This window comes from Rhodoligotrophos defluvii, assembly GCF_005281615.1.
In the GTDB taxonomy this organism is placed as follows: domain Bacteria; phylum Pseudomonadota; class Alphaproteobacteria; order Rhizobiales; family Im1; genus Rhodoligotrophos; species Rhodoligotrophos defluvii.
On sequence record NZ_SZZM01000001.1, the window covers coordinates 1,714,397 to 1,739,945 of the forward strand.

Genomic DNA, 25,549 nt, shown 5'->3' on the forward strand with positions numbered 1-25,549 from the left:
GGCAGGTCACGCGATGGCAGATTTCTTTTCCCTCTACAGCCACGAGTTCATGCGCATCGCCTCCTGCGTGCCGCGCGCGGAGGTGGCCGACCCGCAATTTGCGGCCGACGAGACCCTGGCGCTCGCCAAAGATGGGGACGCGGACGGAACCGCGCTCATGCTATTTCCGGAGCTCGGCATCTCGTCCTATGCCATTGACGAGCTGTTCTTCCAGGACGCGCTGTTGGATGCGGTCGAGGCGAGCCTTGTGCGGATCGCCGAGGCCTCGCGCACGCTCTACCCCGTGCTGGTGTTGGGCGCGCCGCTGCGCCGCCAGGGGCGCCTCTACAACGCAGCCGTGGTCATTCACCGCGGGCAGATGCTGGGGGCGGTGCCGAAGACCTACCTGCCGAACTACCGCGAGTTCTACGAGCGGCGCTACTTCACCTCCGGGGCGGGCGTCACGGGCACGCAGATTGCGATTGGCGGCCGCGAGATTCCCTTCGGGGTCGATCTCCTGTTCCGGTCCACCGGCGGTCTGCCCTTCACCTTCCACGTGGAGATCTGCGAAGACATCTGGGTGCCGCTGCCGCCCTCGACCCGCGCCGCCATGGCGGGCGCGGAGGTGCTGCTGAACCTTTCCGCCAGCAACATCACCATCGGCAAGGCTGACACGCGCCGCCTGCTCTGCGCCAGCCATTCCGCCCGCACGATCGCCGCTTACGCCTATTCGGCAGCCGGCCCGGGTGAATCGACCACGGACCTCGCCTGGGATGGTCATGCGGCCATATTCGAATATGGCGACCTGCTGGCCGAGACGCAGCGGTTCCCGCGCGGCTCCGTGCGTGCGACCGCCGATATCGACCTCGGCCGCCTGCGCCAGGAGCGGATGCGCATGAACAGCTTCGGCGACTGCGCGCAGGCCGAAGCAGCTCATGGGCCCGACTTCCGTACCGTGCCCTTCACGCTGGATGTTCCGAGCAAGTCGGTGCCGCTGCAGCGCGTCGTCGAGCGGTTCCCCTTCGTGCCGGCCAACCCCGCCCGGCTGCGCGAGGACTGCTACGAGGCCTACAACATCCAGGTGCAGGGCCTGGCCAAGCGCCTCGCCGCCACCGGCTTGGCTCATCCCGTCATCGGCGTGTCGGGCGGGCTCGATTCGACCCAGGCGCTGATCGTCGCCGTGCGGGCCATGGAGCAGCTGGGCCGCAGCCCCAAGGACGTGTTCGCCTATACCCTGCCGGGCTTTGCCACCTCCGACGAGACCAAGGCCAATGCCTGGGCGCTGATCCGCGCGCTGGGCGTCACCGGCGAGGAGATCGACATCCGGCCTGCCGCGCGGCAGATGCTGGCCGATCTGGGCCACCCCTTCGCCAGGGGCGAGCCGGTCTACGACGTGACCTTCGAGAATGTGCAGGCTGGCCTGCGCACGGACTACCTGTTCCGGCTCGCCAACAAGGTGGGCGGGCTGGTGGTGGGCACCGGTGATCTCTCAGAGCTGGCGCTGGGCTGGTGCACCTTCGGGGTAGGCGATCACATGGCCCATTACAACGTGAACGCCACGGTGGCCAAGACCCTGATCCAGCACCTGATCCGCTTCGTCGCCGGCTCGGGTGACGTGAGCAAGGAAACGGCGCAGGTGCTCCATGCCATTCTCGCCACGGAGATCTCGCCGGAGCTGGTGCCGGCCACCCCCGGCCAGACCATCCAGTCGACCCAGCAGGTGGTCGGGCCCTACGCGTTGCAGGACTTCAACCTGTTTTACCTCACCCGCTACGGCTACCGCCCCTCGAAGATCGCGTTCCTGTCGCACCATGCTTGGAGCGATGCGGAGCGGGGCGTCTGGCCGGCGGATCTGCCGAAGGCGGATCGGCGCGCCTATTCGCTCGCCGAGATCAAGCACTGGCTCGACGTATTCATCCGCCGCTTCTTCGCCAACCAGTTCAAGCGCTCCACCTTGCCCAACGGGCCGAAGATCACCTCCGGCGGCTCCCTCTCGCCGCGGGGCGATTGGCGCGCGCCGTCCGACGGGCAGGCCAAGGTGTGGCTGGAGGAGCTCGCCGCCAACGTGCCCGACGGGTGAGCTCGCGCAAGCCTCACAGGTGGTCGGCCTCGTAGTCGGCGCAGGAATAGCCGAGCATGGACAGGCCGTCGGCCAGGTAATCCGCCAGCAGGGGCGTGCCGCAGAGATAGCGGGCGGTTGTGGGGCCATGCTCATCGGCCGCCTGCTGCCGGATCGACGGCCAGTCAGCGGCCGAGGCACCGTCGCGGCCCAGCCACATGAGCGCGACCAGATCGATCCGTTCGTCCTCGGAAAGGCTCTGCACCAGGCCGACCATCTCCTCCAGAACTGGATCATTCCCGTGATCCTCGAGCACCATGGCATAGCGGTCGTCGGACGGGTTCGAGGCGCGGTCCGACACCGTTACCACGTCTTTGGCGTCGAACTGCCTGGCCTTCACGATGAAAAAGCAAACCTTCTCCACCGGAATTGTGAGCTGGGTGTCGCCCTCTTCGATATTGCGGATCTTCGTCATCCTCGCGCTCCACATTTCGCCTGTCACGACAACGTCGCTGTGGGCATTGGGCTCCCGAATCACGGGTTATAGGCGAAACCGCGCGAGTGCCGCCGTGACCTCTTCGTCCGAAACCTGGCGGAAATCCCGGTAAAACCGGCCAACCGCGTCGAACAGGTGCGGCATTTCCAGGCACAGCACCTCATCCGCCTCGCCGCGCAGCTCGTCGATGGCCTCGGCCGGGGCGACCGGCACGGCAAGCACCAGGGTCTGCGGCTTTCGCTTGCGTGTCGCGCGCAAGGCGGCCTTGACGGTGGCGCCGGTGGCGATCCCGTCGTCCACCACGATGGCGACGCGCCCGGCGATGTCGGGGCGCGCTGCCCCGCCGAAATAGCGCTGGCGCCGCCGTTCGATCTCGGCCATCTCGCGCTGGCAGGCGGCTTCGAAGGCATCCGGCTGGATGCCGGTCAGCCCGATCACCTCCTCGTTGCGCACGACCGTGAGCGCCGCCCCATCGACCACCGCGCCCATGGCGAGTTCCGGCTGTCCCGGCGTGCCGATCTTGCGCACCAGGATCAGGTCCAGCGGCGCATCGAGCGCGGCCGCGATTTCGGCCGCAACTGGCACGCCGCCGCGCGGCAGGGCAAGAACCACCGGCCGGGCATCGCGGTAGTTCTGCAAAGCAACGGAAAGCCGGCGGCCCGCCTCCGACCTGTCGTGAAAGATCATCGCCGCTTCCTCTCCTGCCAGCGCCACAGCCTGACTGAGGTCAAACGCGCTGGCGGTCACTGGCGTTCCGTGCGCCCCGCGCCGGCCAGCTCGAGCTCGGTGAGGATCCACCGGCGGAACATCTTCGCCTTGCGGCTCAACTCCGCGTCTTCCGCATAATTGAGGAAATAGTCGTAGCCCACATGAACCGAAACCGGGAATGGCTGCACCAGCCGCCCGGCCGCAATATCGTCCTGCGCCAGTGCGGTGAAGAACAGGGCAACGCCGTGCCCGTCCAGCGCCGCGCGCCGCAATGCGTGCGAATCGTTGAGCCTCAGGCTACGGACGTCGGGCGCCCAGGCGATCCCGGCCGCCTCGCACCAGGCCTTCCAATGGGCAATATCGAATTCGTAGAGCAGCAGCTGTGACATGAGTTGCGCCGGATGGGTGAGCGGCGCCAATCTTCGCGCCAGTTCTGGGCTGAGGACGACGGTGAGCGCTCCATCCAGCACCTTTTCCTTCACCACCCCGGCCCAGTTGCCGGCGCCCCAGTTGATGCCGATTTCGATCCCCTCCCGCTTGTGATCGGCCGGGTGGTAGGAATGGTGCAAGCGCAGCTCGATGCCGGGGTGTTGACCATAGAACGACATGAGCCGCGGCGTGAGCCAATGGGCAGAAAAGAAGGGGGCCACGCTGACATTCAGGATCTCGCGAGAGCCGCTGCCGGTGATGCGGCCCACGGAATCCTCGATGGTCTCGAAGGCGCGATAGAGGCCGGCGAACAGGATCTCGCCGGCATCTGTCAGCCGGTTGCGGGTGCCGCGGGCCACGAGCGTCACCGACAGTGCTTGCTCCAAGGCCTTGATCTGTCGGCTGACCGCTGCCTGGGTCACGCCCAGTTCCTGCGCCGCCTTGGTGAAGCTCAACGTCCGGCCGAGCGCTTCGAAGGCGCGTAGCGCGGTCAGCGATGGCATGGGGCGCCCACTCATGACTTCAGCTCATGCAATGCAATAAAAACTCATTTGTATGAGCAATGCATCATAATCATTCTGCGGCTCGCTCGAAACGGAGGAGAGTCGCTCATGACGCAAAGACCTGGCGCAGCAGAAATTGGCAAGGGCAGTTTGCCGGTGCTCATGCTGAACGAAGCGGAGGTCGAGCGGCTGATCGATCTGCGGGCCTTGCTCGACGGCCTGGCCGAGGGGTTCCGTGCCATGGCGCAAGGCCGGGTGCAGGCGCCGCCACGGCCTGAGCTCAGCGTGCCGGGCAAGGGCTTCTCGCTGGCCATGCCGGCCTGGATGCAGGGCTGCAATCTCACGGTGAAGATCGTCAACGTGTTCGAGCATAACCTCGCGGTGGGGCTGCCCAATCATCTCGCCCTGATCGCCCTGTTCGACCCGCAGACAGGCGCGCCGCTTTGTGTGCTCGATGGCACCTATATCACCGGCGTGCGCACGGCCGCGTCCGCCGTGCTGTCGGTTGCGTCTCTCGCGCGGCCGGATGCGCGGGTCGCGACCGTGGTCGGAGCCGGCGTGCAGGGGCGGGAACACCTGCGGCTGCTGCCGCTGGTGCGTGACTTCGCGGAAATCCGCCTCGCATCGCTCTACCCCGAAGATGCCGAGGCTCTGGCACGGCGCTTTCCGGGCGTGCGGGCCGTCACCGACATCGAGGCTGCGGTTCGCAGCGCGGATGTGGTCTGCCTCGCCAGCCATGCCTATGAGCCGGTCATCCGGTCGGACTGGGTAAGGCCGGGCACCCATGTCACATCGGTCGGCTATGCGCCGCCGCGCGGCGAGCTGCCGACGGATCTGCTCGAGCGCGCCACCCTGTATGTGGAGACGGAAGCGGCCTTCGAGCCGCCGCCGGTGGGCTGTGCCGAACTGGCGGGGCTGGCGCCCTCCGCCGGGATCAGGCTCGGCGACATGCTCACCGGCACCGCGCCCGGCCGTGTATCCGACCAGCAGGTGACCGTCTACAAGGCCATGGGCATCGCCATGGAGGACATGGTCGCGGCCCATATTGCCTATACGGCAGCGTTGCGCGACAGGGTGGGGCAGCACGTGGCGCTTTGAGCCTCACGTCCCAAACCGCCGGGCGTGGCGCTGACGCAAAGTCAGTCGGCGAACACCTTCACCGTGGCACGCAGCAGCTTCTGCCGATCGGCGCTGGTGCCGACCAGCACCTCGAACACACCGGGCTCGACCACCGGCTTCAGGTCGAGCCCGGGGAAGGCCAGCTCTGCCACGGGCAGGGAAAACCGCACGGTTTTCGTGGCGCCCGGCTTCGGCCGCGCCTTCGCGAAGCGCTTCAGCTCCATAAGTGGCCGGGCCACGCTTGCCACCGGGTCGTGAATGAACAGAAACACCGTTTCCTCGCCATCGGTGGTGCCCTCGTTTACCACGTCGACCTCTACGAGAATCTCACCATCGCGGGGCAGCGCCGGGGGCGTCGCCCGCAGGTTCTGCAGGGTGAAGCGGCCATAGGACAGGCCATGCCCAAAGGGAAACAGCGGCTCGACCGGCACATCGAGATATTTGCTGGTGTAGTGGTCGGCCGGGTTGGCCGGTCGGCCGGATGGGCGCTCGCCATAGAAGATCGGCACCTGGCCGACTTCGCGCGGCCAGGTCACCGATAGGCGGCCGCTCGGATTGTGCTTGCCCGTCAGCACGTCGGCGATGGCATGGCCCGCTTCCGTGCCCAGCCACCAGGTGGCGAGCACCGCATCCGCCCGTTCGACGATCGAAGAGACCATGAGCGGCCGGCCCGAGGAGAGCAGCACGACCACAGGCTTGCCCAGGCCGAGCACCGCCTCAACCAGGTCAGCTTGGCAGCCCGGCAGGCCGGGATGGGCGCGGCTGGTAGCCTCGCCGCTCATATTGGCCGCTTCGCCCACGGCCAGCACGACGAGATCAGCCGAACGGCCTGCGTCGAGTGCATCAGGAATGCCGCTCGCATCGCCGCCCGCGATGTCGACCCCGGGCACATGGAGGATCTCCACACCCGGCAGGCCGGCCATGAGGCCTTCGAGGATGGTGACAGGGTCCTTCTCGTAGCCTGCCCCATACCAGGGGCCGCGCATATCGCCGCGCGCATCGGCCAGCGGCCCCAGAAGAGCGACGCGCCGCACCTTGCCACTGACGGGCAGGACCCCGTTATTGGTGAGAAGCACCACTGCCCGGTGGGCGACGTCGCGGGCAAGGGCCCGCTGCTCGACACCCGTCCGCGCGTCGGGCGGAACGGGCACGCCGCGGCCATAAGGGTCGTCGAACAGGCCCAATCGCTCCTTGAGCCTCAGCACGCGGCGTACCGACCTGTCGATGTCTTCCATGCTCACGAGGCCGCGTTCCAATGCGACCGGCAGCCCGTTGGTATAGGCATTGGCCATCATGTCGATGTCGACACCGGCCTTGAGCGCGAGGGCTGCGGCCTCCGCAATGTCGCCGGCGATCCCGTGGTTCATCAGTTCGGCAATGGCGTTGTAATCGCTGACGACCACCCCTTCGAAGCCGAGCTCGCCGCGCAGCCAATCGCGAAGAAGCGCCACATGCGCGGTCATAGGCACGCCGGCGATGTCGTTGAAGGCTGGCATGATGGCAGCTGCCCCGGCTTTCACGGCCGCTTCGAACGGCGGCAGATAGACCTCGCGCAGGGTGCGTTCGGAGATGTCGACGGAGGCATAATCGCGCCCGGCCAGCGCCGCCCCATAGGCGCAGAAATGCTTGGCCGTGGCTGCCACGGCATTGGACGCCGCCAGATCGGCACCCTGAAAGCCGCGCACTTTCGCGACAGCCATGCGGCTAGCCACGTAGGGATCTTCGCCGGGCCCCTCCGCCATGCGGCCCCAGCGCGGATCGCGCGCCACGTCGATCATGGGAGCGAATGCCATGGAAAGGCCGTCGCGGGCCGCCTCGACCGCTGCCATGCGCGCGGTGCTTTCCCAAACGCGCTCGTCGAAAATCCCTGCCTCGGCGGGACCGATAGGGAAAATGGTCCTTTGGCCGTGCACCGTGTCGAAGCCGAGCAGCAGGGGAATGCCCAGGCGCGATTCCTCGACCGCAAGCCGTTGCGCCCGACGAGCAGGCTCCGCGCCCCACAAATTCAACATATTGCCGATGTGGCCAGCCCGAATGCCCTCTGTCGAATCGCCAGCAACGATCGGTCCGGTCACCGCATAATTGGCCGTGATCATGTTGAGCTGACCGATCTTCTCTTCGAGCGTCATCGCCGTGAGAAGATTTTCGATACGACTCACAGGGCATCCTCCATATTGCGGGTCTCCGCCCCTCGTTCTACAGCATGGGAGTTAAATCCCCCTATCGGGCCAAGCCATGGTCGTGTCCCCAACTAGCGCTGTTCGGAACGCTCCGGCGGAATACCAGCCGTCGGAAGAGGGTGCCGCATCGCAGCTTTGGATGCTCGCGGGGACCTTCCTCGCCTCGCCGCTGTTCTCCCGCATCGTGCTCCTCGCGGTCGGCATCGTGATCGTGGTGGGGGCAACCGCCTATGGCCAGGTGAAGCTGAATGCCTGGAACGAGCCTTTCTACAACGCCCTCTCCCGCAAGAACCTTGGTGAGTTCCTGCACCAGCTCGTGGTTTTCGCCGTCATTGCCGGCGGGCTCCTGGTGCTCAACGTCGCCCAGACCTGGCTCAACCAGATGATGCAGCTGAAGCTACGGGAGGGCCTGGTCCGCGATCTGATCGGCGAATGGATGCAGCCAGGCCGTGCTTTCCGCCTGAGCAATGCCGGACCCATCGGTGCCAATCCCGACATGCGCATTCACGAGGATGCGCAGATGCTCACCCAGCTTTCCACCAATCTCGGCATCGGGCTGCTGCAGTCGTCGCTCCTGCTCGGCAGCTTCATCGGCGTGCTGTGGGCGCTCTCGGACGGGGTGATCTTCAACGTGGCGGGCCACAGGTTCGGCATACCCGGCTATATGGTGTGGTGCGCGCTGCTCTATGCGGGCGTGGCGTCCTGGATCAGCTGGCTGGTGGGACGCCCGCTCATCGGGCTCAACGCCGACCTCTATGCGCGCGAGGCCGAGCTCCGCTTCTCCCTGGTGCAGGTCAACGAGAATGCTGACGGCATTGCGCTCAATGGCGGCGAGGTGGACGAACGGAATCGGCTCCAGGGCGTGCTCGACGCCGTGCTCCACCAGATGCGCCGCATCGTGTTCGCGGTGACGGGGCTGACCTGGGTCACGGCGGGCTATGGCTGGTTCACGATCGTGGCCCCCATTCTGGTGGCGGCGCCAGGCTATTTCACCGGGGATCTGTCCTTTGGCGGACTGATGATGGTGGTTGGCGCCTTCAATCAGGTGCAAAGCGCCTTGCGGTGGTTCGTCGACAATTTCTCCATCATCGCGAACTGGCGCGCCCTGCTCCTGCGCATTGCGAGCTTCCGCCGCGCCGTGATCGCGATGGACAGCTTCTCGCATGGTCCAGCCTCGCTCTCGGTGGTCAGGACTGATGCGGAGGAGCTTCGTCTGGAAGACGTTATCCTCGCTCTTCCAAGCGACAGCGCCCGGCTCCAGGAAGGTACGGTCGCCATCGGTCCAGGCGAACGGGTGTTGGTCATGGGCGATTCGGGCTCCGGCAAAACCGTGCTGTTCCGCGCAATAGGCGGCTTGTGGCCGTGGGGGTCCGGCCGGATCCTGCTGCCGGCGCAAGGGGTGATGTTCGTGCCGCGCCGGCCCTACATTCCGTCCGGCTCGCTGCGCGCCGCACTTGCCTATCCTGCGCCGCAGGTGGCCTATACCGACCAGGAGCTCGCCGCCGCTCTCAAGGCGACACATCTCGCCCATCTCGCAGGCGACTTGGACCGCAGTGCCCGCTGGGACCGGGAACTGGCCGACGACGAGCAGCAGTGTCTCGCTTTCGCCCGCATCTATCTGCGCAAGCCGCGGTGGATCGTCATCGACGAGGCGATGGACAGCCTGGATGACGACAGGCGTAAGGCAATCTTCGCCCGTCTGGCTGAAGATATTCCCGGCGCGGCCATCATCTATATCGGGCGCGGCAGCGCTGCCGATGGACTGTTCTCGCGCGTGCTCCACCTGGTCAAGGACCCGGGCATGGCCGGAACGGTAACGGCCCAGCCGGCAGCCACCGGTCCCACCCCACCTTCTGCCTCGCTTCAGACGGCGGCCGTCACCCCCTAGCGCCAAGGAATTCATCGAATGCAAGAGCCCTCGCATTTGGCACCTGTCACCACGCGCCCGACTGCCCTCTCGGACGAGGCACTGGTCGATCTTGTCCAGCGGCAGAGCTTCCGTTTCTTTTGGGAAGGTGCCCATCCGGTGAGCGGTCTCGCCCGCGACCGGACCACGACCACGGGAGATCCGGATGACGACATCGTCTGCAGCGGCGGCTCAGGCTTTGCCGCAATGGCCCTCGTCGTTGGTGCCGAGCGGGGCTGGATCACGCGGCAACAGGCGGTTGCCAGGCTCTCCACCATGCTCGACTGCCTGGAGCGGGCGACCTGCTACCACGGCGCCTTCCCCCACTTCCTGAACGGCCGCACCGGCGCCACCATTCCCTTCTCGCGCAAGGACGACGGCGGAGACATTGTCGAGACGGCGTTCCTGATGGAAGGGCTGCTCTGCGCCCGGCAGTATTTCGACGCCGATATCCCGGCTGAAACGCGCTTGCGCCAGCGGATCGACCTGCTGTGGCGGGAAACGGAGTGGAACTGGTACACCCAAGGCGGGCGCGAGGTGCTTTATTGGCACTGGAGCCCCAATAATGGCTTTGCCATGAACCATGAGGTGCGCGGCTGGAACGAGTGCCTGGTGGCCTATGTACTGGCCGCCGGCGCGCCGCGATATGCGATCGATCCCGGCGTGTATCACAACGGTTGGGCGCTCAACCGCGAGTTTCTCAATGGCCATAGCTATTATGATATCGAGCTGCCGTTGGGACCTCCCATGGGCGGGCCGTTGTTCTTCTGCCACTACAGCTTTTCCGGGCTCGATCCGCGCGGACTCAAGGATCGCTATGCTGATTACTGGCAGCAGAACCTCAGCCACACCCTGATCAACTACGCTCACTGCGTGCGCAACCCCTATGGCCACAAAGGCTATGGGCCGGACTGCTGGGGGCTCACCGCGAGCGATGACCCGAACGGCTATGCGGCACATGCGCCCAGCAACGACAACGGCGTGATCTCGCCGACCGCCGCCCTGTCGAGCTTTCCCTATGCGCCGGACAAGGCCATGCGCGCGCTGCGCCACTTCTATCACACGCTGGGCGACCGCATCTGGGGCCGCTTCGGCTTCGTGGACGCCTTCTCCCTGAACGACGACTGGTATGCGCAAACCTTCCTGGCGATCGACCAGGGGCCGGTGGTCACCATGATCGAGAACCACCGGAGCGGCCTGCTGTGGCGGCTGTTCATGAGCGCGCCGGAAGTGCAGACCGGGCTGCGGCGGCTCGGGTTCACCAGCCCTCACCTGGGTAATGACGGCACACCGGTGGCATAGATGATGACCCTGCCGGAGCCGATCTCTGCCGATCGGGATGCGCTTGTCTCGTGGATGGAGACCGCCTGCCGGTTTGCGGTGGGGGAGATGCTGAACAGCATCTCGGCGACCGGTATCACGAAGGAGCGGCCCGGCTTCGGCCAGACCATCGTACCGAAGGCGGGCTCGGTGCTGGCCTCTCCTGTGCTCGCCTCATATGATCCGGATCCTGACTATTTCTTCCATTGGCTGCGGGATTCGGCCATCGTGATGGATGCGCTGCGGGTGCTCATTGCCGATGGCGTCCTGCCGCGGCAACATCTGCAGCACTTCGCTGCCTTCGTTGATTTTAGCCTGGCCCTCGGCCAGCTGGATGGACGCGCGCTACCGCGCGAGCGCATCGAGGCAAGCACCGCGCCCGATGACCGCAAGTTCCTGCGCCCAGCCGAAGAGCTGGCGCAACTCCATGGCGACCGGGTGCTCGGGGACGTGCGCTTCAATCCCGACGGCACGCTGGACATCACCCGCTGGGAACGGCCGCAGAACGACGGCCCCGCGCTGCGTGCCCTCACGCTGCTGCGCTACCGGCCCCTCCTCGGGGCCGAGCACACAGCTCTACATCAAAAGCTGCTGGACCTGCTGCGGACGGATCTCGACTACACCTGCCGGCATTGGCGCTCACCTTCGGTGGACTTCTGGGAGGAGGAGGCCAATGACCATTACGCTACACGCGTCGTCCAGCTCGCCGCACTGGAGGATGGGACCTCGGCCATGCAAGAGATCGGCGCCGTCGCCCTTGCCCAGGGGTGCCGCACCGCGGCGAGCGAATTGAGGAAAGCCCTTACCGACCATTGGTCGCCGCAGCACGGCTTCTATCTCAGCAGGCTGGAAATGAGGACCGAGCATAGCCGCCGCAAAGCGCGCGACATCGCCACCATTCTCGCGGTTCTCCACGCCGAACGCCATACGGGGCCGCACAGTGTGCTCGACCCAAAGGTGCAGGCGACGCTTGTTTGCCTCGAAGACCTGTTCGCGGCGGAATACCCGATCAATCATGGCCGCAACGACCGCGGTCCGGCTATGGGCCGCTACCTTGGCGACGTCTATTACAGCGGCGGCGCCTATTATTTCTCCACCCTCGCCGCGGCTGAATTCTATTACCGCCTGTCAGCCGCCGTGCGCGCCGGGAGGGCCCTCGCGATCACACCGGAGAACCGCACCTTTATCGCGCGGTGCCTCGGCGGCGCGGCGTCAGGCGCGCCTTTGGCCGAGGCACTGCTTGCGCGCGGCGACCAGTTCATGGCGACCGTGCGGGACTATACGCCAGCCTCGCTCGAATTGTCGGAGCAATTCGATCAGACAACCGGCGTGCAGACATCGGCGAAACGGCTGACCTGGAGCTATGCGGCGCTGATCACCGCGGTGGCCGCTCGCCGACGTGCTCAGCCCGACGACCACGGCCAGGGCTGACGCCCCTGCGGATCACCAGACTGGACATTCCTTGCTCAATCGGCGCTCGGGGCGACCGATGCACGAGATGGTTCCGGTGCACCCCGTTCCTGGAGCGGATTGCCGAGGCCGTACAGCAGGAACTTGCGATAGGTTTCGGCGACCTTCGGCAGAACCTCGGTGATGGGGCCGCCGCTGCGGGCCACGTATTGGGAATAGACGTAGTCGCGCGCTGATATGAGCAGATAGGCAAGCGTGTCGAGCTCGCTCTCGTCATAGGCCGCAAGCTCGCCCTTCTCCCAGCTCCGCCGCAGCGCCCGGCGGAAGCGCACCATGATGTTGTTGATATGCGCTTCATAGGCGGCCGGGGCGCTCACCTGCGCTTCATGCAGCAGCCGGAAGAACCACGGGTTTTCGTTGGCATATTCGAAGAAGGCGATGAAGCCGCGCTGCTCCATTTCGATCAGGCTCTTGGCGCCGCGCACCTTCTCCTGAAGATAGTCGAGCACCTCGATGCCCTTGGCCGGCAGCAGAATGTCGAACAGTTCCTGCCGGCTTTCGAAATGCCGGTAGAACGTGCCCTGACCCAGGCCCGCCCGCTCGGTGATCCTGGTGATGGAGGCTTCCGCATAGCCGTATTCGCCGATCACCTCGGCCGCGGCCTGCAGCAGGGCCTTGCGGTTCTCCGCCACTTGCTCGGCGCGCGTGCGCTTCCGCACGCCCTTCCGTGTCCGGGCGCTCGCCCCTGCGTCTGCTTCCGGGGGTCGAAGCCTGCGTTTCGTGGCGCGCGCGGCACTGCTCATCTATTCGCTCGAGGCCTCGCCTGTTTGCGACCCGACAGCCCTGGATGCGTCGCCCGCGCCGCCGAAAGCGCACCAACCGCCATCCACAGGCAGCACGACCCCTGTAATATAGCTTGCCCAGTCGGATGCCAAGAACACCGCCGCCCGGGCAACCTCTTCCGGCTGGCCGAGCCGCGCCATCGGAATGCGGCGCTGAAACGCTGCGGCCGGCAGGCCCGTCTCGGCGAACATGGCCACGGCCATGCGGGTCTCGATGATGCCGGGCGCAACCGCGTTCACCCTGATGCCGCGCGAAGCGAGGTCGGCAGCCAAGGTCTGGGTCAGCATGACCACCGCCGCCTTGGACACCCCATAGGCGTTGGACGCCCGCATGGCCAGGAGCCCGGCTACCGAGGCGACATTGACGATCGCTCCGCCGCGCCGCCCGACTGTCATGGCCCGTGCCGCAGTGCGGGCCATCAGAAAGCTGCCCTGCAGGTTCACGTCGATGACGCGCCGCCAGTCGGCGAGGCTCTGGTCGGTGGTCCGCCGCACCGGCTCGGCGATGCCCGCGCTGTTCACCAGCACGTCGAGTCCGCCGAGGCGCTCGATGACGGTGGAGATCGCGTTTTCGCAGTCTGCTTCCTGCGAGACGTCGCCCGCGAGCGAAATGACACCGCCGCCGATCGAGCACGCCGCGGCCTCAGCCGCATGCCCATCGAGATCCATGATCGCCACTTCGGCGCCACAGGCTTGCGCCAGCCGGGCGATGGCCAGCCCGAGGCCCCAGGCGCCGCCGGTCACCAGCACCCTGCGTGCGGTGAGCGTGAGGGCGCCGTCCCGGCACGCATCGTGTCCGGCCATGTCAGCGGCCCTGAAAAACCGGCTGGCGGCGCTCCTTGAACGCTTGCACGGCCTCGCGATGGTCGGATGACAGGTTGGTCATGGCCTCGTAGGCGAGCGACGCATCCATGATGCTGTGGGCCAGCTGCTTCAGCCCGATATTGATGCTGGCCTTGGTCCAGCGGATCGCCATGGTGGCGCCGGCCGCCAGCCGGTCGGCAAAGGCATCCACTGTCGCATCGAGCTCCGTCCGCGGCACGGCGCGGTTGATAAGCCCGATGCGCTCCGCCTCGCGCGCGGAGAGCCTGTCACCGGTCATCAGGAATTCCTTGGCACGCGCATAGCCTACCAGCTGCGGCCAGATCACCGCCCCGCCATCGCCCGCCACCATGCCCACGCTCACATGGGGGTCCGAGATCACCGCATCCTCTGCCGCGAAGATTACGTCGCAAAACAGGGCCAGGGTGCAGCCGAGCCCCACCGCCGGACCATTCACCTTGGCGATGATCGGCTTCTCGCAATCGAGCATGGAGAAAATGATCTGCTTGGCTTCCACCACCGTTCGCGCGAAAGCCTGCGGATCATCGAGGGCACCCTCCTGCCACTCTATGTCGCCGCCCGCGCAGAAGCCCCGGCCCGCGCCGGTAAGCACGATCACGTCGCAGGCCTCCTCGTTCGCCGCATCGGTGAACACCCGCGCCAGCTCGGCATGGAGCCGCGCATTCACCGCATTCAGGCGGTCCGGGCGGTTCAGGGTGAGATACAGGATCCGCCCGCGATAGCTCCAAGCGATGGTCTCGTAGTCGTCCCGCGTCATTGCGGCCCCCGGCTGTTGCACATGGCCTCACCCTAGGTCCGGCGACAGGCCGCGTCAACAATGGTGAATTGCGAGTCACGTTTCATCTTGATTGACGGAGGCGACCGGTTACCCTGCGGTCCAGGAACAACGATCCATTGGCCGGAGGGCTTCACGTGTCTTTACCCCGCGCGCTTTTCTCGGACGAGCACCGCATGTTCCGCGAGTCGGTCCAGGCCTTCCTCGAAAGGGAGATCAAGCCGCACTATTCCGCCTGGGAGGAGCGCGGCTGGGTCGATCGGGAAGCCTGGCTGGCCGCCGGCCGCGCCGGCTTCCTCTGCATGACGGTGCCGGAAGCCTATGGCGGCGCGGGTGCGGATTTTCTCTATTCCGCCATCCTCATCGAGGAGCAGTGGCGCGCGGGCTGCCCGGCGCCCGGCTACTACACCCATTCCGACATTGTGGCGCCCTACATCGCCAATTATGCGGGCGAGCCGCTCAAGCAGCGCTGGCTGCCGCCCATGGCGAGCGGAGAGGTGATCGCCGCCATTGCCATGACCGAGCCCGAGGCGGGCAGCGATCTCAAGGCCCTGCGCACCACGGCCGTGAAGGACGGGGAGGATTACCTCATCAATGGCGGCAAGACCTTCATCTCCAACGGCTGGCTCGCCGACATGGTCGTGGTCGCCGCCAAGACCGACCCGGCCAGCGGAGCAAAGGGCATCAGCCTGTTCGTGGTGGAAACGGGCCGGCCAGGCTTCCACAAGGGGAGGCGGCTGGAGAAGCTGGGCCAGAAGGCGCAGGACACCGCCGAGCTGTTCTTCGAGAATGTCCGCGTTCCCGCCGGCAACATGATCGGCGAGCCGAACCGGGGCTTTGCCTATCTCATGAACCAGCTCGCCCAGGAACGTCTTGCCGTGGCGATCGCCGCCTTGGGCGGGGCCAAGGGCGCCTATTCCGGCACCCTCGATTACGTGCGCAGCCGCAACGCGTTTGGCCGGCCGGTCGCCGAGTTCCAGAATACCCAGTTCCAACTCGCTACCTGCAAGACCGAGATCGCCGTCGGCGAGGCCTTCGTCGACCGCTGCCTCGAGCTGCTTGTGCAGGGCGAGCTTCCGGCCGACAGCGCTGCCATGGCCAAGCTGTGGCTGACGGACATGCAGGCCCGCGTCGTCGACACCTGCCTGCAACTGCATGGCGGTTACGGCTACATGCTCGAATATCCCGTCGCCCGCGCCTATGCCGATGCCCGCGCTCAGCGCATCTATGCGGGCACCAACGAGATCATGAAGCTGCTGATCGCGCGAAATCTCTGACCGCGAATTCTCAGCGGGAAGCCGGCGCCTACATCATGTCCCGCGCCATCTCGCGCAGCCGCGTCTTGAGGATCTTGCCCATGGGATTGCGCGGCATTTCGGCAATGAAGCTGATGCGGCGCGGCACCTTGTAGTCGGCCAGCCGCTCGCGGCAGAAGGCCATGAGCTCCTCCGCGCTGGGGCCCATGCCGCTGCGGCACACCACGAACACCTGGATGTCCTCCCCCAGCTTAGGATGCGGCACCGCCACCGCTGCCGCCTCGGCCACGGCCGGATGCTGGAACAGCACGCTCTCGATCTCCATCGAGCCGATATTGTGGCCGCCGCGGATGATCATGTCCTTCTTGCGGTCCACGTGATAGTAGAACCCGTCTTCGTCCATGCGCCCGAGGTCGCCGCTGAGGAACCATTCGCCGCGGAAGGCTGCGGCGGTGTTTTCCGGCTCCTTGTAATATTCGCGCATGACGCAGGGCGCCTTGATGGCGATCTCGCCGGTTTCGCCGACGGCGACATCCTGCCCCTCGTCGTTCAGCAGCCGCACCGCCACACGCGGCATCGGCTGCCCGATCGAGCCGAGCTTCGTCAGCGCATGGTCCGGGTTCAGCACCGTGCCCGACGGTCCCATCTCGGTCGCGCCATAAGTCTGCATCAGGTCGATCCCGGGAAAGACTTGCGCCAGCCGCTCGATGATTTCCCGCGACATCGCTGCACCGCCATAAGTGAACTGGCGGATGCTGGCGATGTCGTGCCTGCCGCGATCGAACGTCTCCAGCAGGAAGATGTAGAAGGACGGCACCGCGTAATACATCGTGGTGCGCTCGCGGCGGATGCGTGCCAGCACGTCCTCGAGCTCCATCGCCGGATCCATCACGGCGGATGCGCCCGCCCACCAGGCCGGCAGCACCACGCAGCGCGGACCGGCCGTAACGAAGCAGGGGAAGAAGCTCTGCACGATGTCGTTTGGCCGCAGCCGTAGCGTTTCCACGAAGATCTGGGCGGAAACAGCTGCGCGCCCGTGGGTCATCACCGCACCCTTGGGATGGGCCGTGGTGCCGGAAGTGAACAGGATATCGCACATGTCATCCGCCGTGACCTCGGGCCAGCCGGCCGCCGCGGGCTCACCCGCCGCGAACACCTCCCCATAGGCCGTGGTGCCCGGCGCGCCGCCCGAGAGCGCAACCACGTGCTTGAGTGCGGAGAGACGCGGCCGCACCCGGGCCAGCTTGTCCAGCTGGTCGCCTGCCGCGATCACGGTGCTGCATTCCGCCTTGTCCAGCACATAGGCGATCTCGTCCGGGGCATAGCGTGCGTTCAACGGCACGAACACGCCGCACAGCCGATGGATGGCGAGCATGCTGACCATGGCCTCGCAGCCGGCCTGGTTGTCCATGAGAATGGCCACCCGGTCCTTGGGCGCAACACCGAGGCGCCGCAAACCGTCAGCCAACCGGTCAACCTCCCGCTTCAGTGCGGCATAGGTGAGGCGGATCTCGCCGCGCGAGCACGATCGGGCGACCAGGGCCTGCCGATCCGGCTGGCGCTCGGCGTGTTTCTCCAGCATTTCCACGGTCGTCCGCGCAAAGAGCCCGTCGGGCATGTTTCCCCAGACCATCGCGTCCTCCCAGCGCTCATGCTTCGCGCAGCCGTCAATGCTTGACCAGCGGACAGTCGGACTCCGCCAGCGGTCGCCAGCTCTCTTCCGCCGGCACCGTCTCGAGGATCTTGTACAGGTCCCACGGGCCTTTGGATTCGGCCGGCGATTTCGCTTCGGCGATGTAGGATTTGCGCATCACGCGGCCATCTTCGCGGATCTCGACGTTATCCGAATAGAAGTCGTTGACCGGCATTGCCTTCATCATGGCGCTCACCTTGTCGGGATCCTTGGTCCCCGCGGCTTTCACCGCTTTGAGGTAGTGGAGCACGGCGCTGTAGGTGCCCGCGTGCGCCTCGGCCGGCATGAAGCCGTTGCGCTTGTAGAAGCGTTCGGCCCAGGCCCGGGTTTTGTCGTCCAGATCCCAGTAGAACACGGTCGGGAAGATCACTCCCTGCGCCGCGTCCAATCCCAGCGCCTTCACGTCGTTCACCAGCAGAACGAGCGGGATCAGTTTCTGCTGGCCGCCCAGCTGGAACTCCTGCCACTGCTTGATGGAGTTGGTGGTGTCGGTGATGGCGTTCATCAGCGCCACCGCCTTGGCGCCCGAGCCCTGGGCCTGGAACAGGAAGGAGGAGAAGTCGGTCGTGCCGGGCGGATGGCGCACGGTGCCGACCACCTTGCCGCCCGCTTGCTCGACCGCCTTGGTGACATCGGCCTGCATGGCATGGCCGAAGGCGAAGTCGGCCACCACCAGGAACCAGGTGTCGTCGCCGGCCTTGGTCAGCCGTTTCGGCAGCACGCTGGAGAACATGTAGGTGTCGTGGCTCCATTGGGTGCCATAGGGCGAGCAGGCCTTGCCGGTGAAGGCCGAGCTGGACGCGCCGGCGAAAAGCACCAGCTTCTTCTTCTCGCGGGCGAGTTCCTGCACGCCCAAGCCGACGGCCGAATTGCCGATATCGGCGATGACGTCGACGCCCTCGTCGTACCATTTGCGCGCGATGCCCAGGCCCACATCCGGCTTGTTGACGTGATCGGCGGAGACGAGCTCGATCTTCTGCCCGAGCACTTCGCCGCCGAAGTCCTCGATCGCCATGCGCGCACCGTCGATGGACCCCTCGCCAAGGGAGCTGGAGAGGAAGCCGCTCAGATCGGTGAGCACGCCGATCTTGACGGCACCTTCCTCCGCCCGGAGCGGTGCCATCGTCCCGCCCGCAAACAGTGCCGCCGCGCAAAGCGCAGCCAAAATCCGCTTCATGGGGACCTCCCTCGCGATCCGTTCACATTTCGTTGCCGGACACGCTTCGCCCGAGAAATCGATCGGGAATGCGGGCCCGGGACACCGGCTACGGCATCGCCCCGAGTCATACCGTCAATAAAGGTGAAAAGCGAGTCGCAAATCACTTTTTGCTCGTTGCGCTCGGCCCAACGCAGAAGTCCAGCCCCCGACCTCTCGTGGGGCGTGCGGAAAACGCCTTAGGTAGGTCGGCGTGAGACCGGCAGCGCAGAAATGCGCCAGGTGCAGGCCGCCACGACCTGAATATCGATACACCTTAGCCGACGGTCAGCATCAGGCGGGCGAGAATGGCGAGCAGGCTCACGATGCTGATGGCTGCAAGCATCAGGCGCGAGACGCTGAAGGGCTTGGGCAGCGTGCCGCGCTGGAGGGTGCCCACATCCCACATCGCCTGCAGGACGAACGCGCCGATCAGCAGGGCAACCGCTGGAATCGGCGGCAAAAGCAGGATAACGACCGCAGCGAGGGCAGGCAGGAAAGAAAGGGAGAGCTGCCGGGCGATCCGCCTGCGCGAATAAGGACCAAACGCTGCCCCGCCGCGCATGCCGGCGGCGAAGGCGAGCGTGGCGGCGCCATAGACCAGCACCAGCACCAGCACGCGCCCGATCGTCTGCGGCTCGCCGGTCAGCCAGACGGCCACAGCGGCGGCGGCGAAGGGTGCGGCGAAAGCAGTCCCGATGAGCGCGGAAACGGTCGGTCCGCGCGCTGGCCGAGGATCGTCGAGTGGCAGTGGCACCGTCATGTCCGGGCAGGGTGGCTAAATCTGGCTCGCCCTGCGCGTCAAGCCACGCCGACCGGGCACGAGGCGCCGGTCCCCGCCAGGCCGCAATAGCCGAAGGGGTTCTTCGCCAGGTATTGCTGGTGATAGTCTTCGGCATAGTAGAACGGGCCGGCGGGCGCGATCTCGGTGGTGATCGGGCCATAGTCCCGCTGGCGCAGCGCCTGCTGGAACTGGTCGCGGGTGCGTTCGGCAGCCGCCTTCTGCTGGTCATCGAAGGTATAGATGGCCGAGCGATAGGTGGTGCCCACGTCGTTGCCCTGGCGCATGCCTTGGGTGGGGTCGTGGTTCTCCCAGAATGTCTTCAGCAACTGCTCGTAGGACACCCGCTTCGGGTCATAGACGACGAGCACCACTTCCGCATGCCCGGTCATGCCCGTGCAGGTCTCCTCATAGGTGGGGTTCGGCGTGTGGCCGCCGGAATAGCCCACGGCGGTGACGATCACGCCGGGGATGGTCCAGAACAGGCGCTCCGCACCCCAGAAGCAGCCCATGCCGAACAGGGCCTGTTTGGCGCCTTCCGGGAACGGCCCCTTCAGGGGCTCGCCGTTGACGAAGTGGTGGGTTGCCGTCGGCAGAGGTGTTGCACGGCCGGGCAAGGCCTCGCTGGCCGAGGGGATGTCTAGCGATTTGCGGCTTTTGAGCATGAACATGGCGATGTCTCCGCTTCCCGTCCCTCCAGATATGGCGCGCTGGCTGCCCGATGCAAGCAAAGCGTTGAGCCCCAGAGCGGCGCTTGCGCCACACGCCGCGATGAGTATATTGCGCGCGACTGCCGCGCCCCGCGCGTGCTTGGAGAGGTGGCCGAGTGGTTGAAGGCGCACGCCTGGAACGCGTGTATACGGGAAACCGTATCGAGGGTTCGAATCCCTCTCTCTCCGCCAGTTCCACTTGCGGCGAATTCCTTACGGTTTCGTAGTTTCTCCTCTGGAATCGGTGCAAATCATGGTACAAGCAGCCATGAATTTGTCCCGCAAAAACACCGCCCTACCTCTGTTGCCGTAGCGGCGTTGAGGTGTTCCGGCGCGTCGCCTTCCTGGACTTCATCAAGGCAGGCAGTGCTAGTACGGAATGAGCCCCCGTGCCCGGCACCGCGACGCGCCTGACGCGAACAGATCAGTTCGCGCGATACAGGATCATCCCGCCGTGATGTAGCACGCCACCGATGAAAGTCCCATCGGCGGTGAACCCGGTATCGTCCCAGTAGAAGATCTCGTCGCCGCGCACCTCGTAGCGGCCCTGATAGGCGCTCTCGCGGTTACCTCGCGCCTCGTCATAGCGGCCGTTGGGGAGCAGGTTGTGGCGCACGTGGCGGTCGGCGGTCACCCACATGCCGACATAGGGGTGCGCTTGCCGCTCGGCGGGCAGGTTCGTCTGACGGGCCATCTCTTCTCCTCTCGAAATGCTGGTGAAAACAACGGCGGCGAGCGCTAAGGCGCAGGGCAGGAGGCGGTTCATGGCGCAGGACTCCTTTGATCGGGCGAAGCACGGCGCTCGGCGAACAGGTCCGAAAGCGCCTGTGACGCCGCGATCGCCCTTGGAAAGCCGGCAGTGACCGTCGTCAGGTAAACGACCTCCTTCAGCTCTTCCTCGGTTGCCCCGAGGTTGAGGGCATAGCCGGCGTGAACTTTCATGAACGCGGGCTCGCCCATTGCCGCGAAGGCCGCCACCGCGGCGAGCTGGCGCGTCCGGCTGTCAAGTCCCGGCCGCGACCAGACCTCACCCAGCGCATAGCCCTGGGTCGCCTCGGCAAGGAACGGGAACTCCTGCCGCATGCGCTCGAGCACTGGTTGCGGCGCGCCGTTGTTCAGTTCCCTGACAACGGCATCGCCCCGCCGCTGCCGCTCTTCGGCCGACTGGGCCCATGCTGTCGCCGGAAGCGCCGCGAGCAGCAGCATGGCCGCAGCGGCACGGTGTCGAAGAGGGGGTGCCATCGCCGCCGCCCTCACATCGTCCCCGTCGGACGCACGACGATCTCGTTGACGTCGACGTCCTCGGGCTGCTCGATCGCATACCGCACCGCCCGGGCAATCGCATCGGGCTTGAGGGCGATGGCGCGATAGGTCCGCATCAGCTCCGCAGCGGCCGGATCGGTGATCGTGTCGGCGAGCTCGCTTTCCACGACGCCCGGATGGATGCAGGTGACGCGGATCTTGTCGTTCTCCTGCCGCAGGCCGTCAGAGATCGCCCGCACCGCAAATTTGGTCGCGCAGTAGACCGCCGCTGTGGGCACGACGGCAAGCGCTCCAATCGAGGCGATGTTGATGATGTGGCCCGATCTGCGCTCGGCCATCTCCGGCAGCACGGCGGCGATGCCGTAGAGCACGCCCTTGATGTTGACGTCGACCATCCGGTCCCACTCGTCGACCTTGAGCGAGGACATCAAGGAGAGCGGCATGACGCCCGCATTGTTGACGATCACGTCGACGCGCCCGAAGGCTTCGCGCGCAGCCTCTGCGAAGGCTGCGACGTCGTTCCGGTCGGTGACATCGAGGCTCCGTGTCAGCACCTCGCCGCCGTCCTTGCGGATCTCTTGCGCCAGCGCCTCCAGCCGACCGGTGCGGCGTGCGCCGAGCATGAGCTTTGCGCCGGCCCTGCCAAGTTCGCGGGCGATGCCGGCGCCGATGCCGCTCGATGCGCCGGTGATGAGGATCACCTTGTCCATGGTTCGTCTCCTTTGCTGAACCGCGTGACGGCGGTTGCGAAGGAGATACACCTGCCCCATTGTAGCGATAAGCCGCTCATTCCTTCATGCGATGGAAAGTATCGCTAACCAATGCAGACGGATTTCAACGCCCTTGCCGTGTTCGCCCTGGTCGCAGAGGAACGGAGCTTTCGCGCCGCGGCAGACCGCCTCGGCGTGACCCGCTCGGCGGTCAGCCAGACGATAAGGCGGCTCGAAGAGACATTGGGCACGGCGCTGGTCCGGCGAACGACGCGCAGCGTCAGCCTTACCGAGGCCGGCGAACATCTCCATGCGCAGGTGGCGCCAGCCATTGCCGAGATGCGGGCAGCGACCGAGACAACCGAGAGCCTCAGCGGGCGCCCGCGCGGGCAATTGCGGCTGGCGGTCTCGTCGATCGCCGAGCGCTTCCTGTCGGGGCCCTTCCTGGCGAGTTTCGCCGAGGCCAACCCCGGGGTTCAGCTCGACATCAACGTGACCGACGAGGCGTTCGACATCGTCGCCGAGGGCTATGACGCCGGCGTCCGCCTCGGCGAGGTGATCGAGCAGGACATGATCGCCGTGCCGATTGCTGGGGATGAACGCCAGCTCGCGGTCTGCTCGCCCGCCTACCGGGACCGCTTCGGCGTGCCTTCGCATCCGCGCGAGCTCGCCGCCCACCGCTGCATCGGCTGGCGTCCGGCGCCCAGGTCCGCGCCCTACCGCTGGGAGTTCGCCGAGGACGGCAAGGAGTTCAGCGTCGCGGTCGAACCGGAGATCACCACCAACGACATGGCGCTGATGATCAAGCTGGCCGTCGCGGGCGCTGGCATCACCTTCGGCATGGAGGAGAGCTTTCGCGCACCGATCGACCGGGGCGAGCTCGTTCCTCTCCTAGAGGACTTCTGCCCGCGCTTCGCCGGCTTCTATCTCTACTATCCGAGCCGCCGGAATATCGCCCCGAAGCTGCGCGCGCTGATCGAGCATGTGCGACGGCGAGAGTAGTAGCTTCGATGACGGGCGTGGAAGGAGGACACACTCATGCCGGCGACATCCGCCAGCTGTTGTACCCCGATCGGCTTGGCGAAGTTCCCGCGAATGAGCGCCACCGCGCGCGCGATGCGATGCGCGCGGCTGTCGGTTACGCCGAGTTTGCGAATGTCTCCGCCGTGCCGACCTGAAAAGCAGCCAGAAATGCAGTTCCCGGATGAATTGCGCCCGGAGAATTCGCACCGACCCCGGCCGGTCGAGAGTGGAATTTACATCGCCCCTCGGCCGGTGATCACGCTGCCGCTGCTTGCTGGAACTCGCCCCGCAATGATGTTGAGAAGCGTCGTCTTGCCTGATCCCGAAGGTCCCAGGAGCGCTGCGACCTCTCCCGCGCGAAAGCCGATATTGATGCCCTCCAGCACCGCATTGCGCCCGAAGTGCTTCGAAACGTCCTTCAAGGTGATATCCATCAGCTGCGTTCCCTGGCGGTGGCAGGCTTATCCAGTGTGGCGGTGCGCTCGGAGGCCATGGCTCAAGCCACGAGCTCGATGGCGATGCAACAGACCGCCAAAATGACACCCATACAATCCGGGCGAATGACACTTGATCGCGTGCACCACATTTTCGAGCATAGGCCACGACTCGCTGAGGCGCTCTGCGAGGGCTCGAGCACTTCAGGCTATGGCCGTATCGGCTTCAGAGAGCTGGTCCGGCTTACGGAGCTCGGGTACCTGATACGGGGGCGATCGCACGTGCTTTTCTATGTGAGGCCGTGATAGAGACAAGCCTGCTGATTTCACCAACCCTTTGTTACCTGTGTGACTTAGTGGGTCACCGATAATGAAACCGCTCGGATGATCTTCCCGTTCTGTGTTGTGCCCGTGGAGGTGACGGGCGTACACAGACAATGGGGGAGAGGACCCATGCGCTGTTCTGACGATCTCGAATATGCCGTTCGGGACACATTGGTCCTGGCCGGAGCGATCAAGGACTGCCCGATCCACCCTGAGGTAACCATCAGAACTGGAGATCACGACGCGGAGTGCCGGGCTTTTGAGCAGATGAGCGCCTGGTCAAAGACGGATGGGTCTATGTGGACGCCCCAAGAAGTTAGGGATGCAATCCACAACGAACTGGTGTTGGCGGCACATCCGAAATGTCCGGTCTGTCAGCACGTCAAGCAGCAAGCGCAATTCACTGGCTGCTCTTCTGTCCCAGAGTGGCCGAGGCGCTCGCCGGTACTCCTACCTTACTGATGACCTGGCGGCTGCTAGCAAGCGTATCCTTGCAGCGCTGCAAACCTTGCGTTCCGACGGGATATCCCTTGTCAATACTCCCGGCAGGGGGCTCCAGCCCCATCGTCGCGCATTCTCCATGCGCTCGCGACATGGCGGTGCTAGGGAAAAGCCCGCTGCGGTCCGGCGGGCTTTCGTGCTTAGTTGCGCAACCTCGTAGTATATGAGCTGATTTAGGCCCCAAGTCGGGTTCGTGTTGCTCAGACGATTTGAGCTCAGCTATGGGTCTGCTGTTGCGGCATGTCATACTCTTCCACATGTGGATCGAGATGCACCACGAACGGCTTGAGCGGGTTCCGCTTGGAATGCCCAAGCGACCTGGTAAGCAGCTTGCTGGGCCCGCTCATCTCCTTCCCTGCGCTTGCCTAGCAACGAAATCCGCACCATGCGCATACTGAACATTTACCGGCACTCCCGCCCTGCAGAGGGGACAGTTCGCCGCGGGCCACGATGGGATTTTGCACTCGAGGAGGTAACGCAAGTCGGTAACGCCACAATCGGCGGGTCTAGCGTTGCCACGGGTAATTATTGCGGCCGCGGCAACGACCGTTCCCCCACACTGCAAAACGGCATCCACAGTCTCGCGCATCGCAAGGCCCGTATTGACCACGTCATCGACCACGACGACCCGCTTGCCATTCACGACCTTGTCATAGCCGCGGCGAAGCACGAATGGCGCTCGGAGTGGCCCTCCCGGGGCTGACGCAGGCCGATCGCTGTGCTCAGCGAAAACAGAAAGCACTCCCAGCGCATGGGCGGTCCATTGCGAGACGATCAGCCCGCCTGTTGCCGGCCCGCATATCACCTCCGCATCGAGGTCCCGTATCAAATCAGCGAGCATTGCGCAAAGACCATCCTCGCGATCTGGGCGCTCGTTGATGACGTCCTTGTCGATCCAGCCACTCCCGTGCTGGCCGGAATCATAGACGAAATGATCGTCCGACAGAATTGCCCCCGATTGATCGAGAATCCGGCGAGTTCGTTCCGCGTATTGTCGCATCTTTTCTGCCGAGAGCATCTCTTCCCTCCTCGTACGAACAGTATAAGTCTTAGATTAGGCGGCATCCAGACGATGCCTTCCAGGCAAGCT

General features: G+C 65.4%; 24 protein-coding genes and 1 tRNA gene. 8 read left to right on the forward strand and 17 right to left on the reverse strand.

Annotated features, from left to right (window positions below):
• The first annotated feature begins 13 nt into the window (after positions 1-13).
• Positions 14-2,059, forward strand: a complete 2,046-nt coding sequence (locus E4P09_RS08170; protein ID WP_137388996.1) for an NAD(+) synthase — start codon at positions 14-16, stop codon at positions 2,057-2,059.
• 13 nt (positions 2,060-2,072) lie between these two features.
• On the opposite strand, the gene E4P09_RS08175 is transcribed toward E4P09_RS08170, so the two are convergent.
• From E4P09_RS08175 to E4P09_RS08185, 3 genes are all read right to left on the reverse strand, one after another.
• On the reverse strand, positions 2,073-2,513 hold the full coding sequence (locus E4P09_RS08175) for a DUF3775 domain-containing protein (RefSeq protein ID WP_137388997.1): 441 nt from the start codon (positions 2,511-2,513) through the stop codon (positions 2,073-2,075).
• A gap of 66 nt (positions 2,514-2,579) precedes the next feature.
• The gene (locus E4P09_RS08180; RefSeq protein ID WP_137388998.1) at positions 2,580-3,221 is read right to left on the reverse strand and encodes a phosphoribosyltransferase; all 642 of its coding nucleotides are present in this window, start codon (positions 3,219-3,221) and stop codon (positions 2,580-2,582) included.
• Between the two features lie 56 nt (positions 3,222-3,277).
• The gene (locus E4P09_RS08185; protein WP_137388999.1) at positions 3,278-4,189 is read right to left on the reverse strand and encodes a LysR substrate-binding domain-containing protein; all 912 of its coding nucleotides are present in this window, start codon (positions 4,187-4,189) and stop codon (positions 3,278-3,280) included.
• Between the two features lie 93 nt (positions 4,190-4,282).
• On the opposite strand from E4P09_RS08185, the gene E4P09_RS08190 reads away from it, so the two are divergent.
• A complete protein-coding gene (locus E4P09_RS08190) occupies positions 4,283-5,272 on the forward strand; it encodes an ornithine cyclodeaminase family protein (RefSeq protein ID WP_137389000.1) in 990 nt (329 codons plus the stop codon).
• 41 nt (positions 5,273-5,313) lie between these two features.
• Here E4P09_RS08190 and E4P09_RS08195 read toward each other — a convergent pair whose 3' ends face one another.
• Positions 5,314-7,452, reverse strand: a complete 2,139-nt coding sequence (locus tag E4P09_RS08195) for a glycoside hydrolase family 3 N-terminal domain-containing protein (RefSeq protein ID WP_137389001.1) — start codon at positions 7,450-7,452, stop codon at positions 5,314-5,316.
• 160 nt (positions 7,453-7,612) lie between these two features.
• Between E4P09_RS08195 and E4P09_RS08200 the strand changes: the two genes are divergently transcribed.
• From E4P09_RS08200 to E4P09_RS08210, 3 genes are read left to right on the forward strand one after another with little or no spacing between them, the layout of a single operon-like run.
• The gene (locus tag E4P09_RS08200) at positions 7,613-9,361 is read left to right on the forward strand and encodes an ABC transporter ATP-binding protein/permease (RefSeq protein WP_170984297.1); all 1,749 of its coding nucleotides are present in this window, start codon (positions 7,613-7,615) and stop codon (positions 9,359-9,361) included.
• 18 nt (positions 9,362-9,379) lie between these two features.
• Positions 9,380-10,681: a glucoamylase family protein gene (locus E4P09_RS08205; RefSeq protein ID WP_137389003.1), complete on the forward strand. Its 1,302-nt coding sequence runs from the start codon at positions 9,380-9,382 to the stop codon at positions 10,679-10,681.
• Positions 10,682-12,130: a glycoside hydrolase family 15 protein gene (locus tag E4P09_RS08210; RefSeq protein WP_205042039.1), complete on the forward strand. Its 1,449-nt coding sequence runs from the start codon at positions 10,682-10,684 to the stop codon at positions 12,128-12,130.
• Positions 12,131-12,165: 35 nt separating this feature from the next.
• Here E4P09_RS08210 and E4P09_RS08215 read toward each other — a convergent pair whose 3' ends face one another.
• From E4P09_RS08215 to E4P09_RS08225, 3 genes are all read right to left on the reverse strand, one after another.
• Positions 12,166-12,828: a TetR/AcrR family transcriptional regulator gene (locus E4P09_RS08215; RefSeq protein WP_170984298.1), complete on the reverse strand. Its 663-nt coding sequence runs from the start codon at positions 12,826-12,828 to the stop codon at positions 12,166-12,168.
• 84 nt (positions 12,829-12,912) lie between these two features.
• Positions 12,913-13,755 carry an SDR family NAD(P)-dependent oxidoreductase gene (locus E4P09_RS08220; RefSeq protein ID WP_137389005.1) on the reverse strand — a complete coding sequence of 281 codons (843 nt, stop codon included), beginning with the start codon at positions 13,753-13,755 and terminating at the stop codon, positions 12,913-12,915.
• Between the two features lies 1 nt (position 13,756).
• Positions 13,757-14,551 (reverse strand): enoyl-CoA hydratase/isomerase family protein, encoded by a 795-nt coding sequence (locus E4P09_RS08225; RefSeq protein WP_137389006.1) that lies wholly within the window; start codon positions 14,549-14,551, stop codon positions 13,757-13,759.
• A gap of 155 nt (positions 14,552-14,706) precedes the next feature.
• Between E4P09_RS08225 and E4P09_RS08230 the strand changes: the two genes are divergently transcribed.
• The gene (locus tag E4P09_RS08230) at positions 14,707-15,846 is read left to right on the forward strand and encodes an acyl-CoA dehydrogenase family protein (RefSeq protein ID WP_275406451.1); all 1,140 of its coding nucleotides are present in this window, start codon (positions 14,707-14,709) and stop codon (positions 15,844-15,846) included.
• Between the two features lie 28 nt (positions 15,847-15,874).
• On the opposite strand, the gene E4P09_RS08235 is transcribed toward E4P09_RS08230, so the two are convergent.
• The 4 genes from E4P09_RS08235 to msrA form a co-directional block, all read right to left on the reverse strand.
• Positions 15,875-17,458: a class I adenylate-forming enzyme family protein gene (locus tag E4P09_RS08235; protein ID WP_137389007.1), complete on the reverse strand. Its 1,584-nt coding sequence runs from the start codon at positions 17,456-17,458 to the stop codon at positions 15,875-15,877.
• Between the two features lie 34 nt (positions 17,459-17,492).
• Entirely contained in the window at positions 17,493-18,695 is a 1,203-nt protein-coding gene (locus E4P09_RS08240; protein WP_137389008.1) for an ABC transporter substrate-binding protein, read from the reverse strand.
• Between the two features lie 295 nt (positions 18,696-18,990).
• The gene (locus E4P09_RS08245) at positions 18,991-19,470 is read right to left on the reverse strand and encodes a DUF3429 domain-containing protein (RefSeq protein WP_170984299.1); all 480 of its coding nucleotides are present in this window, start codon (positions 19,468-19,470) and stop codon (positions 18,991-18,993) included.
• 44 nt (positions 19,471-19,514) lie between these two features.
• On the reverse strand, positions 19,515-20,159 hold the full coding sequence (msrA, locus tag E4P09_RS08250; protein ID WP_137389303.1) for a peptide-methionine (S)-S-oxide reductase MsrA: 645 nt from the start codon (positions 20,157-20,159) through the stop codon (positions 19,515-19,517).
• A gap of 147 nt (positions 20,160-20,306) precedes the next feature.
• Here msrA and E4P09_RS08255 point away from each other — a divergent pair.
• A tRNA-Ser gene (locus tag E4P09_RS08255) sits at positions 20,307-20,396 on the forward strand.
• Between the two features lie 232 nt (positions 20,397-20,628).
• On the opposite strand, the gene E4P09_RS08260 is transcribed toward E4P09_RS08255, so the two are convergent.
• The 3 genes from E4P09_RS08260 to E4P09_RS08270 form a co-directional block, all read right to left on the reverse strand.
• Positions 20,629-20,898 carry an Atu4866 domain-containing protein gene (locus E4P09_RS08260; protein WP_239025061.1) on the reverse strand — a complete coding sequence of 90 codons (270 nt, stop codon included), beginning with the start codon at positions 20,896-20,898 and terminating at the stop codon, positions 20,629-20,631.
• 68 nt (positions 20,899-20,966) lie between these two features.
• Positions 20,967-21,446: a carboxymuconolactone decarboxylase family protein gene (locus E4P09_RS08265; protein ID WP_137389011.1), complete on the reverse strand. Its 480-nt coding sequence runs from the start codon at positions 21,444-21,446 to the stop codon at positions 20,967-20,969.
• 11 nt (positions 21,447-21,457) lie between these two features.
• Positions 21,458-22,177, reverse strand: coding sequence for an SDR family oxidoreductase (locus E4P09_RS08270; RefSeq protein WP_137389012.1), 720 nt, complete (start codon positions 22,175-22,177; stop codon positions 21,458-21,460).
• A 111-nt stretch (positions 22,178-22,288) separates the two neighbouring features.
• On the opposite strand from E4P09_RS08270, the gene E4P09_RS08275 reads away from it, so the two are divergent.
• Positions 22,289-23,179 carry a LysR family transcriptional regulator gene (locus E4P09_RS08275; RefSeq protein WP_137389013.1) on the forward strand — a complete coding sequence of 297 codons (891 nt, stop codon included), beginning with the start codon at positions 22,289-22,291 and terminating at the stop codon, positions 23,177-23,179.
• Between the two features lie 254 nt (positions 23,180-23,433).
• On the opposite strand, the gene E4P09_RS08280 is transcribed toward E4P09_RS08275, so the two are convergent.
• The 3 genes from E4P09_RS08280 to E4P09_RS08285 all read right to left on the reverse strand — a co-directional run bounded on the left by E4P09_RS08280 (position 23,434) and on the right by E4P09_RS08285 (position 25,477).
• Positions 23,434-23,634 carry an ATP-binding cassette domain-containing protein gene (locus tag E4P09_RS08280; protein WP_137389014.1) on the reverse strand — a complete coding sequence of 67 codons (201 nt, stop codon included), beginning with the start codon at positions 23,632-23,634 and terminating at the stop codon, positions 23,434-23,436.
• Between the two features lie 1,040 nt (positions 23,635-24,674).
• On the reverse strand, positions 24,675-24,806 hold the full coding sequence (locus tag E4P09_RS26685; protein WP_275406452.1) for a hypothetical protein: 132 nt from the start codon (positions 24,804-24,806) through the stop codon (positions 24,675-24,677).
• Positions 24,803-25,477: a phosphoribosyltransferase family protein gene (locus tag E4P09_RS08285; RefSeq protein WP_137389015.1), complete on the reverse strand. Its 675-nt coding sequence runs from the start codon at positions 25,475-25,477 to the stop codon at positions 24,803-24,805. Before E4P09_RS08285 ends, E4P09_RS26685 begins: the two co-directional genes overlap by 4 nt.
• Between the last annotated feature and the right edge of the window lie 72 nt (positions 25,478-25,549).

What these genes read in the sequence shown, in the direction of transcription:
- E4P09_RS08265 (WP_137389011.1), bottom strand. Translation starts at nt 21,446, where the DNA reads ATGGCACCCCCTCTTCGACACCGTGCCGCTGCGGCCATGCTGCTGCTC.
- E4P09_RS08180 (WP_137388998.1), bottom strand. Translation starts at nt 3,221, where the DNA reads ATGATCTTTCACGACAGGTCGGAGGCGGGCCGCCGGCTTTCCGTTGCT.
- E4P09_RS08260 (WP_239025061.1), bottom strand. Translation starts at nt 20,898, where the DNA reads ATGGCCCGTCAGACGAACCTGCCCGCCGAGCGGCAAGCGCACCCCTAT.
- E4P09_RS08270 (WP_137389012.1), bottom strand. Translation starts at nt 22,177, where the DNA reads ATGGACAAGGTGATCCTCATCACCGGCGCATCGAGCGGCATCGGCGCC.
- E4P09_RS08235 (WP_137389007.1), bottom strand. Translation starts at nt 17,458, where the DNA reads ATGGTCTGGGGAAACATGCCCGACGGGCTCTTTGCGCGGACGACCGTG.
- E4P09_RS08205 (WP_137389003.1), top strand. Translation starts at nt 9,380, where the DNA reads ATGCAAGAGCCCTCGCATTTGGCACCTGTCACCACGCGCCCGACTGCC.
- E4P09_RS08185 (WP_137388999.1), bottom strand. Translation starts at nt 4,189, where the DNA reads ATGAGTGGGCGCCCCATGCCATCGCTGACCGCGCTACGCGCCTTCGAA.
- E4P09_RS08210 (WP_205042039.1), top strand. Translation starts at nt 10,682, where the DNA reads ATGATGACCCTGCCGGAGCCGATCTCTGCCGATCGGGATGCGCTTGTC.
- E4P09_RS08170 (WP_137388996.1), top strand. Translation starts at nt 14, where the DNA reads ATGGCAGATTTCTTTTCCCTCTACAGCCACGAGTTCATGCGCATCGCC.
- E4P09_RS08280 (WP_137389014.1), bottom strand. Translation starts at nt 23,634, where the DNA reads ATGGATATCACCTTGAAGGACGTTTCGAAGCACTTCGGGCGCAATGCG.
- E4P09_RS08220 (WP_137389005.1), bottom strand. Translation starts at nt 13,755, where the DNA reads ATGGCCGGACACGATGCGTGCCGGGACGGCGCCCTCACGCTCACCGCA.
- msrA (WP_137389303.1), bottom strand. Translation starts at nt 20,159, where the DNA reads ATGCTCAAAAGCCGCAAATCGCTAGACATCCCCTCGGCCAGCGAGGCC.
- E4P09_RS08285 (WP_137389015.1), bottom strand. Translation starts at nt 25,477, where the DNA reads ATGCTCTCGGCAGAAAAGATGCGACAATACGCGGAACGAACTCGCCGG.
- E4P09_RS08200 (WP_170984297.1), top strand. Translation starts at nt 7,613, where the DNA reads ATGCTCGCGGGGACCTTCCTCGCCTCGCCGCTGTTCTCCCGCATCGTG.
- E4P09_RS08275 (WP_137389013.1), top strand. Translation starts at nt 22,289, where the DNA reads ATGCAGACGGATTTCAACGCCCTTGCCGTGTTCGCCCTGGTCGCAGAG.
- E4P09_RS08240 (WP_137389008.1), bottom strand. Translation starts at nt 18,695, where the DNA reads ATGAAGCGGATTTTGGCTGCGCTTTGCGCGGCGGCACTGTTTGCGGGC.
- E4P09_RS08190 (WP_137389000.1), top strand. Translation starts at nt 4,283, where the DNA reads ATGACGCAAAGACCTGGCGCAGCAGAAATTGGCAAGGGCAGTTTGCCG.
- E4P09_RS08225 (WP_137389006.1), bottom strand. Translation starts at nt 14,551, where the DNA reads ATGACGCGGGACGACTACGAGACCATCGCTTGGAGCTATCGCGGGCGG.
- E4P09_RS08175 (WP_137388997.1), bottom strand. Translation starts at nt 2,513, where the DNA reads ATGACGAAGATCCGCAATATCGAAGAGGGCGACACCCAGCTCACAATT.
- E4P09_RS26685 (WP_275406452.1), bottom strand. Translation starts at nt 24,806, where the DNA reads ATGAGCGGGCCCAGCAAGCTGCTTACCAGGTCGCTTGGGCATTCCAAG.